Origin of the sequence: Erwinia sp. MYb375 (assembly GCF_037479175.1) — a bacterium.
GTDB lineage: Bacteria > Pseudomonadota > Gammaproteobacteria > Enterobacterales > Enterobacteriaceae > Erwinia > Erwinia rhapontici.
Genome location: NZ_JBBGZS010000016.1, coordinates 21304 through 29241, shown reverse-complemented (window position 1 = coordinate 29241; position 7938 = coordinate 21304). Strand labels below are relative to the sequence as shown.

Below are 7938 nucleotides of genomic sequence, written 5' to 3'. Positions count from 1 at the left end.
GCGATGCGTTGAGCTAACCGGTACTAATGACCCGTGAGGCTTAACCTTACAACGCCAGAAGCGTTCTGGTGGCGTTCGAGAGACGCAAAGAGATTTTCAGCTTGTTACCGGATAAAGAATTAGCGGAAACGAAAGATTTTACGCTGAGGCAAGGCGGAGCCCGGGGCGGCACGAGGGAGCATACTGAAGTATGTGACTGAGAGGCGCGAGGGTGACAACGCTGCATCAGTGAAAAAGATTCGTTTCATGCACAAAGAATTTGCCTGGCGGCTTTAGCGCGGTGGTCCCACCTGACCCCATGCCGAACTCAGAAGTGAAACGCCGTAGCGCCGATGGTAGTGTGGGGTCTCCCCATGCGAGAGTAGGGAACTGCCAGGCATCAAACAATAAAGGGCGACATACGTGTCGCCCTTTAAAATTAAGTGTGCTGATATGGCTCAGTTGGTAGAGCGCACCCTTGGTAAGGGTGAGGTCCCCAGTTCGACTCTGGGTATCAGCACCAGTAATAAAGCGTGAGTTCGGTAAATCAAGAATTTGCCTGGCGGCTTTAGCGCGGTGGTCCCACCTGACCCCATGCCGAACTCAGAAGTGAAACGCCGTAGCGCCGATGGTAGTGTGGGGTCTCCCCATGCGAGAGTAGGGAACTGCCAGGCATCAAACGAAGAAAGAACCCCGACCGAAAGGCCGGGGTTTTTTTTCGTCTGTTGTTTGTCTGCGATTTAATCATTGCCATGTATTTCCCCCTATTTAGAACAAAATCAGAACGTTAATAGGCGCTGAATCGAAGCATTCCTCGTCTGCATTGCCTGTTTCCTCACCGCTAATGGGTCGATCATTACTCTATACTGAGCAATGAGATGAAACATTTTCAATAATCGGATGAGGACTCGACATTCGGGTAAAGGCACGTTATCTTTGGCTGTCTGGATGTCTAAACGTATAAGCGTATGTAGTGAGGAAGCAGGTCATGCCGATCAGGGTACCCGATGAATTACCAGCCGTAAGTTTTTTGCGCGACGAGAACGTCTTTGTTATGACGTCCACGCGTGCCAGCACGCAGAATATTCGCCCGCTGAAAGTGCTGGTACTGAATTTGATGCCCAAGAAGATCGAAACTGAAAACCAGTTTTTGCGTCTGCTTTCTAACTCCCCGCTGCAGATCGACATCCAGCTGCTGCGCATCGACAGCCGCGAGTCACGCAATACGCCATCGGAACATCTGAATAACTTCTACTGTAATTTCGAAGACATTCAGAATGATAACTACGATGGACTTATCGTGACAGGTGCCCCGCTCGGGCTGGTCGACTTCTGCGATGTGGCGTACTGGCCGCAGATCCAGAAGGTTTTGCACTGGGCAAAAGAGCACGTAACTTCCACGTTATTTGTCTGTTGGGCGGTACAGGCGGCACTGAATATCCTGTATGGCATTCCAAAACAGACCCGCGAAAACAAATTATCAGGTGTGTTTGAGCATCAAATCTTACATCCTCACGCACTCCTGACACGCGGCTTTGACGATACCTTCCTGGCGCCGCATTCACGTTATGCTGACTTCCCCACTCAGCTACTGCGTGACTATACTGACCTGGAAATTTTTGCTGAGTCGGACCAGACCGGTGCATATCTGTTTGCCAGCAAAGACAAACGCCTGGCCTTTGTCACCGGCCATCCTGAATATGATGCACTGACGCTGTCCGGTGAATTCCACCGTGATTTTGATGCGGGCCTGAATCCGGAAGTGCCCTTTAACTACTTCCCGAATGACAACCCGGCATTGCCACCGCGTGCCAGCTGGCGTAGTCACGGTAACCTGCTGTTCTCGAACTGGCTGAACTACTACGTATACCAGATCACACCATTCGATCTGCGTCATATGAATCCAACACTCGAGTAAACACTCCCCCGGTTCTGTTACCAGGTGGATCATCGATCCACCTTAAATACCGTCCACTCCCCCTCCCTCATTTTGCTGAATCCAGTCACCCGATCGCGATCTCATTATTCTGTGAAAACAACTTCCTGTTGATTTGCAATTTTAATTATATATAAATCAATTCATTGCGTTCACATTCTGTTTAAAATGGAAATAGTTTTTGATTTTGAAATTTAACTGATGCTATTTTGATCCTGCAGTTCAAAGATTGTTCACAGAAGATCGCCGGGTAACACATTGCATACCCGGTAGCATCGATGACAGGAGCAAACAGATGACACAGCAGGTAATTAGCAGGGAACTGGCCTTCCAGCGCGCATTTGGTGAGGATGAACAGCAGATTCTCACCGATGAAGCCGTCGATTTTCTTAGCGATCTGGTGGTGAAGTTCACGCCGCGCCGCCAGGCACTGCTATCAGAACGTGCACGGATACAGCGCCGGATTGATGGGGGAGAACTCCCCTATTTTATTTCGGAAATGGATTCCATTAAAAATGGCGAGTGGACAATCCGTGGTATTCCGGCAGATTTGCAGAACCGCAGAGTCGAGATCACCGGCCCGGTAGAGCGCAAGATGGTCATCAATGCGCTCAATGCTAACGTGAATGTGTTTATGGCTGACTTTGAAGACTCGTTGGCCCCTGCATGGGAAAAAGTGATCGCCGGACAGATCAATCTGCGCGATGCGATCAACGGCACCATCAGCTACACCAATGAGGCCGGGAAGATCTATCAGCTGAAGCCCGATCCGGCAGTACTGATCTGCCGTGTTCGCGGCCTGCACCTGCCTGAAAAGCATGTCACATGGCGCGATGAGCCGATCCCGGGCAGCCTGTTTGATTTTGCGCTCTACTTTTTCCACAACGTGAATGCGCTGCTGGCAAAGGGAAGCGGGCCTTACTTCTATCTGCCGAAAACCCAGTCGTATCAGGAAGCGGCCTGGTGGAGCGATGTGTTCAGCTACACCGAAGATCGTTTCGATCTCCCGCGTGGGACGATCAAAACGACCTTGCTGATCGAAACCTTACCGGCCGTTTTCCAGATGGACGAGATCCTCTGGCACCTGCGCGATCATATTGTTGGTCTGAACTGCGGCCGCTGGGATTACATCTTCAGCTACATCAAAACCCTGAAAAATCATCCCGATCGTGTTTTACCCGATCGCCAGTCCGTGACGATGGACCAGGGTTTCCTGGATGCGTATTCGCGCCTGCTGATCAAAACCTGTCACCGGCGCGGCGCGTTCGCGATGGGGGGAATGGCAGCGTTTATTCCCAGTAAAGACGCAGAGCGCAATCGGTGGGTGCTGGACAAAGTGCAGGCCGACAAACAGCGTGAAGCGGCTAACGGTCACGATGGCACCTGGATTGCTCACCCCGGTCTGGCCGATACGGTGATGACCATTTTTGACCAGGCGCTGGGTGAACGTCCGAACCAGCTCCAGGTGATGCGTGAACAGGATGCAGACATCACCGCAGAACAGTTGCTGGCCCCCTGTGCGGGTGAACGTACTGAAGAGGGTATGCGCGCCAATATTCGGGTTGCTGTGCAGTACATCGAAGCCTGGATCAACGGCAACGGCTGCGTGCCTATCTATGGGCTGATGGAAGATGCCGCCACCGCTGAAATCTCACGTACCTCAATCTGGCAATGGATTCATCACCGCAAAACACTGCAAAGCGGCGAAGTGGTCACTGAAGCCCTGTTCCGCAAGATGCTGACAGAAGAGTTGCAGGTGATCCGGCAAGAACTGGGTGACTTACGCTATCACGCAGGGCGATTCGATGAGGCCGCGTCACTGATGGAACGCATTACCACGGAATCCGAACTGGTTGAGTTTCTGACTCTGCCGGGCTACCGCTTACTTCCCTGAACCCTGACAAGGAGCTCCATCATGACTTCTCGTACCCAACAGATTCAGCAGACAGAACAATCCTGGCGCGATGCACGCTGGGATGGCATCACCCGTCCGTACAGCGCTGAAGAGGTGGTCAAACTGCGTGGCTCGGTTAACCCGGTCTGTACGCTGGCCGAGAACGGCGCAGAAAAACTCTGGGCGCTGCTTAATGGCGGCGCAAAGAAAGGTTATATCAATAGCCTGGGTGCGCTGACGGGCGGGCAGGCACTGCAACAGGCGAAAGCGGGGATTGAGGCGATCTACCTCTCCGGCTGGCAGGTGGCGGCTGATGCTAACCTCGCCGCCAGCATGTACCCGGACCAGTCGCTGTATCCGGCTAACTCCGTCCCGTCGGTGGTGGAGCGCATCAATAACACCTTCCAGCGTGCCGATCAGATTCAGTGGTCATCGAATATTGAGCCTGGCGATCCGCGCTATGTGGACTATTTCCTGCCGATCGTGGCCGATGCGGAAGCCGGATTTGGCGGCGTACTCAATGCTTTTGAACTGATGAAATCGATGATTCAGGCCGGCGCAGCGGGCGTGCACTTTGAAGACCAGCTGGCATCAGTGAAGAAGTGCGGCCATATGGGCGGCAAAGTGCTGGTGCCGACTCAGGAAGCGATTCAAAAACTGGTGGCTGCACGTCTGGCGGCTGATGTGATGGGCGTGCCTACGGTATTGATTGCCCGCACGGATGCGGATGCAGCAGATCTGATCACCTCCGACTGCGATGACTATGACCGTGAATTTATTAGCGGAGAACGCACACCGGAAGGTTTCTTCCGCACCCATGCCGGTATTGAGCAGGCGATCAGCCGGGGTCTGGCGTACGCACCTTATGCTGATGTGATCTGGTGTGAAACCTCAAAGCCGGATCTTGAGCAGGCGCGGCGCTTTGCCGAAGCCATTCACGCGCGCTTCCCGGGTAAACTGCTGGCCTATAACTGCTCGCCGTCATTTAACTGGAAGAAGAACCTCGACGACAACACCATTGCCCGCTTCCAGCAGGCGCTGTCAGAGATGGGCTACAAGTACCAGTTCATTACCCTGGCGGGCATCCACAGCATGTGGTTCAACATGTTCGACCTCGCACAGGCTTACGCACAGGGGGAAGGCATGCGCCACTATGTAGAGAAAGTACAGCAGCCGGAGTTTGCCGCGATTAAACAGGGCTACACCTTCTCCTCGCATCAACAGGAGGTCGGAACGGGGTACTTTGATCATGTCACCACCATCATCCAGGGCGGGGTGTCATCGGTGACGGCCCTGACGGGATCAACGGAAGAAGAACAGTTCTGATCCTGGGTCGGGCATGCCCGACCCCTACACCTATCCGGGGGGGCGGCCCTGCACCTATTCTGGGCCTGTCAGACCTCCACAGACTTCTGTAGGGGACGGGCATGCCCGTCCCTTCTTCATGCTGACGCCTGAGGTGAATCATGTCGATACTGGAAACCCTGATTGCCCGCACCATCCTGCAAGGATTTGACGCCCAGTATGGCCGTTTTCTGGAAGTCACTGCCGGGGCGCAACAGCGTTTTGAACAGGCCGACTGGCAGGCGGTGCAACTGGCGATGAAAGCCCGTATCCATCTCTACGATCACCATGTGGGTCTGGTGGTAGAACAGCTGCGCTGTATTACCGCCTCGCAGTCGGAAGACCGTGATTTTCTGCAACGGGTAAAGGCCATCTACACCGATTTGCTGCCGGACTACCCGCGTTTTGAAATAGCCGAAAGCTTCTTTAATTCCGTCTACTGCCGTCTGTTCAGCCACCAGGCTCTGACGCCGGAACGACTGTTTATCTTCAGTTCACAACCAGAGCAGCGATTTCGCACCATTCCACGCCCACTGGCAAAAAACTTCAGTGCGGCCGATGGCTGGCAGCCTTTGCTGAGCCGTTTACTGCACGATCTGCCGTTGCGCCTGCCTTGGCAGGATATGGCGCGAGATATCCAGTATATCATTGCGCATCTGCGGGAAAACTTTAGCGCCAGTGAGCTGCAACAGGCGAATTTACAGGTCGCCAATGAACTGTTTTACCGGAATAAGGCTGCCTGGCTGGTGGCCAAACTGCGCACGCCTTCAGGTGTCTGCGCCTTCCTGCTGCCGATTCACCGCAGTGACGAAGGCACATTGTTTATTGATACCTGCCTGACGCGCAACCGTGAGGCGAGCATCGTCTTTGGCTTCGCCCGCTCCTACTTTATGGTGTATGCCCCTTTGCCTGCGGCGCTGGTTGAATGGCTGCGTGAGATCCTGCCGGGCAAAACCACGGCTGAGCTCTATATGGCGATTGGCTGCCAGAAGCATGGCAAAACCGAAACGTATCGCGAATATCTCCACTATATGACGACAACAAACGAGCAGTTTGTCGTGGCGCCCGGCGTACCAGGGCTGGTGATGCTGGTGTTTACCCTGCCGGGCTTTGATCGGGTATTTAAAGTGATTAAAGATCGCTTTGCGCCGCAGAAAGAGGTGACGCCAGAGCGGGTGCGTCAGTGCTATCAGCTGGTCAAAGAGCATGACCGCGTGGGCAGAATGGCGGATACCCAGGAATTCGAAAATTTTGCTATCGAAGAGAAGCGCATCAGCCCGGCGCTGCTGGCGCTGCTGGAGCAAGAGGTGCCGGAGAAATTGCAACGGCACGGGGAGATGCTGACCATCAGCCATCTGTATATGGAACGGCGTATGACCCCGCTTAACCTGTGGCTGGAGCAAGCCAGTGCGCAGCAACGACGAGAGGCGATAGAAGAGTACGGCAATGCGGTGAAGCAGCTGGCGGCGGCCAATATCTTCCCCGGCGATATGCTGTATAAAAATTTTGGCGTCACCCGTCACGGGCGGGTGGTGTTCTATGACTACGATGAAATCAGCTATATGACTGAAGTGAACTTCCGCGATATCCCAGCCGCACGCTACCCGGAAGATGAATTAAGCCACGAGCCCTGGTATAGCGTGTCGCCAGAAGACGTGTTTCCGGAAGAGTTTCGTCACTACCTGTGCGCCGATCCGGCCATCGCCACACTGTTTGATGAAATGCACGCGGAGCTGTTTCACGCCGACTTCTGGCGCGGGCTACAGCAGCGTATCCGCGCGGGTCACATTGAAGATGTGTTCGCCTACCGTCGCCGCCAGCGCTTCAGTCAGCGTTATCGCTCACTGCAAACGGCAGGTTAGCGCGATCCGCCGTATTCACGGGTGATCTCTTTCGCCGCTTTGATCACCAGTGCACCGATTTCGGTAACACGGTCGTCGGTAATGCGTGAGATCGGGCCGGAGATGGAAATCGCAGCGAAAGGTTCGCGGTGCTCGTCGTAGATGCAGGCGGCAATGCAACGCAGACCCAGCGCGTGTTCTTCATCATCAAACGAATAACCTGCCTTGCGTACCTGCGCAAGGTTCTCTTTCAGGCTGTGTGGTGAGATCAACGTTTTCGGCGTGTAGTGATGTAGCCCCTGACGATGCAGTAGTTCGCTCACCTGCTTATCATCAAGGTTGGCGAGAAATGCCTTACCGGCACCGGAGGCGTGCATCGGCAGTTTGCCGCCAATCGGCGCTGACATGCGCATTAGCTGAGTGCACTGGACCTGATCGATAATCACCGCCTGGTGATCGCTGATGTCCAACACCGCCAGATTCACCGTTTCGCCGGAGGCCTCCATCAGCGTACGTAGCATAGGATGGACCAGTGCCAGCAGGTTACGGCTTTGCAAAAAACTACTGCCGACCACAAACGCGTGCGAACCAATGGTCCACAGGCCTAAATCCCCGACCTGCCGCACAAATCCCTGTTGCTGCATAGTGGTCAACAGGCGATGCGTGGTGGAGTTCGGTAACCCGGCCTGCTGGGCCAGTTCAGTCAGCGCCACATTACCGTGGGACTCAGCAATAAATTCCAGCAGCTTCAGACCACGGGTTAACGACTGAACCTGCCCGGCAGGTGCAGCAGTAGATGCAGCGGCGGCACGCGGCTTCTTGCCGCGTTTCGCGACGACGGGGGTGACCATACCTGACTCCTTTTTGCGCATTATGGAAATCATTTTCGTTCTATACCCGTCATACTTCAAGCGGCTTCTGCATTTGTCATCAGACTGAAAATG

General features: G+C 54.2%; 5 protein-coding genes, 1 tRNA gene and 2 rRNA genes. 7 read left to right on the top strand and 1 reads right to left on the bottom strand.

Annotated features, from left to right (window positions below; genetic code table 11):
* Positions 1-262: 262 nt before the first annotated feature.
* From rrf (WH279_RS10300) to aceK, 7 genes are all read left to right on the top strand, one after another.
* Positions 263-378 (top strand): 5S ribosomal RNA (gene rrf / locus WH279_RS10300).
* Between the two features lie 48 nt (positions 379-426).
* Positions 427-502: transfer RNA gene (locus tag WH279_RS10295), tRNA-Thr, on the top strand.
* 35 nt (positions 503-537) lie between these two features.
* Positions 538-653 (top strand): 5S ribosomal RNA (gene rrf / locus WH279_RS10290).
* Positions 654-967: 314 nt separating this feature from the next.
* Positions 968-1897, top strand: a complete 930-nt coding sequence (gene metA, locus WH279_RS10285; RefSeq protein ID WP_133846944.1) for a homoserine O-acetyltransferase MetA — start codon at positions 968-970, stop codon at positions 1895-1897.
* Between the two features lie 313 nt (positions 1898-2210).
* Positions 2211-3809, top strand: a complete 1599-nt coding sequence (gene aceB / locus WH279_RS10280) for a malate synthase A (RefSeq protein ID WP_339456338.1) — start codon at positions 2211-2213, stop codon at positions 3807-3809.
* A gap of 21 nt (positions 3810-3830) precedes the next feature.
* Positions 3831-5135 (top strand): isocitrate lyase, encoded by a 1305-nt coding sequence (gene aceA / locus WH279_RS10275; RefSeq protein WP_339456336.1) that lies wholly within the window; start codon positions 3831-3833, stop codon positions 5133-5135.
* A gap of 140 nt (positions 5136-5275) precedes the next feature.
* On the top strand, positions 5276-7015 hold the full coding sequence (aceK, locus tag WH279_RS10270) for a bifunctional isocitrate dehydrogenase kinase/phosphatase (RefSeq protein WP_445235199.1): 1740 nt from the start codon (positions 5276-5278) through the stop codon (positions 7013-7015).
* Here aceK and iclR read toward each other — a convergent pair.
* Complete coding sequence (gene iclR / locus WH279_RS10265) at positions 7012-7845, bottom strand: glyoxylate bypass operon transcriptional repressor IclR (protein ID WP_200643864.1); 834 nt, start codon at positions 7843-7845, stop codon at positions 7012-7014. The two genes, aceK and iclR, sit on opposite strands and share 4 nt — an antisense overlap.
* Positions 7846-7938 lie beyond the last annotated feature (93 nt).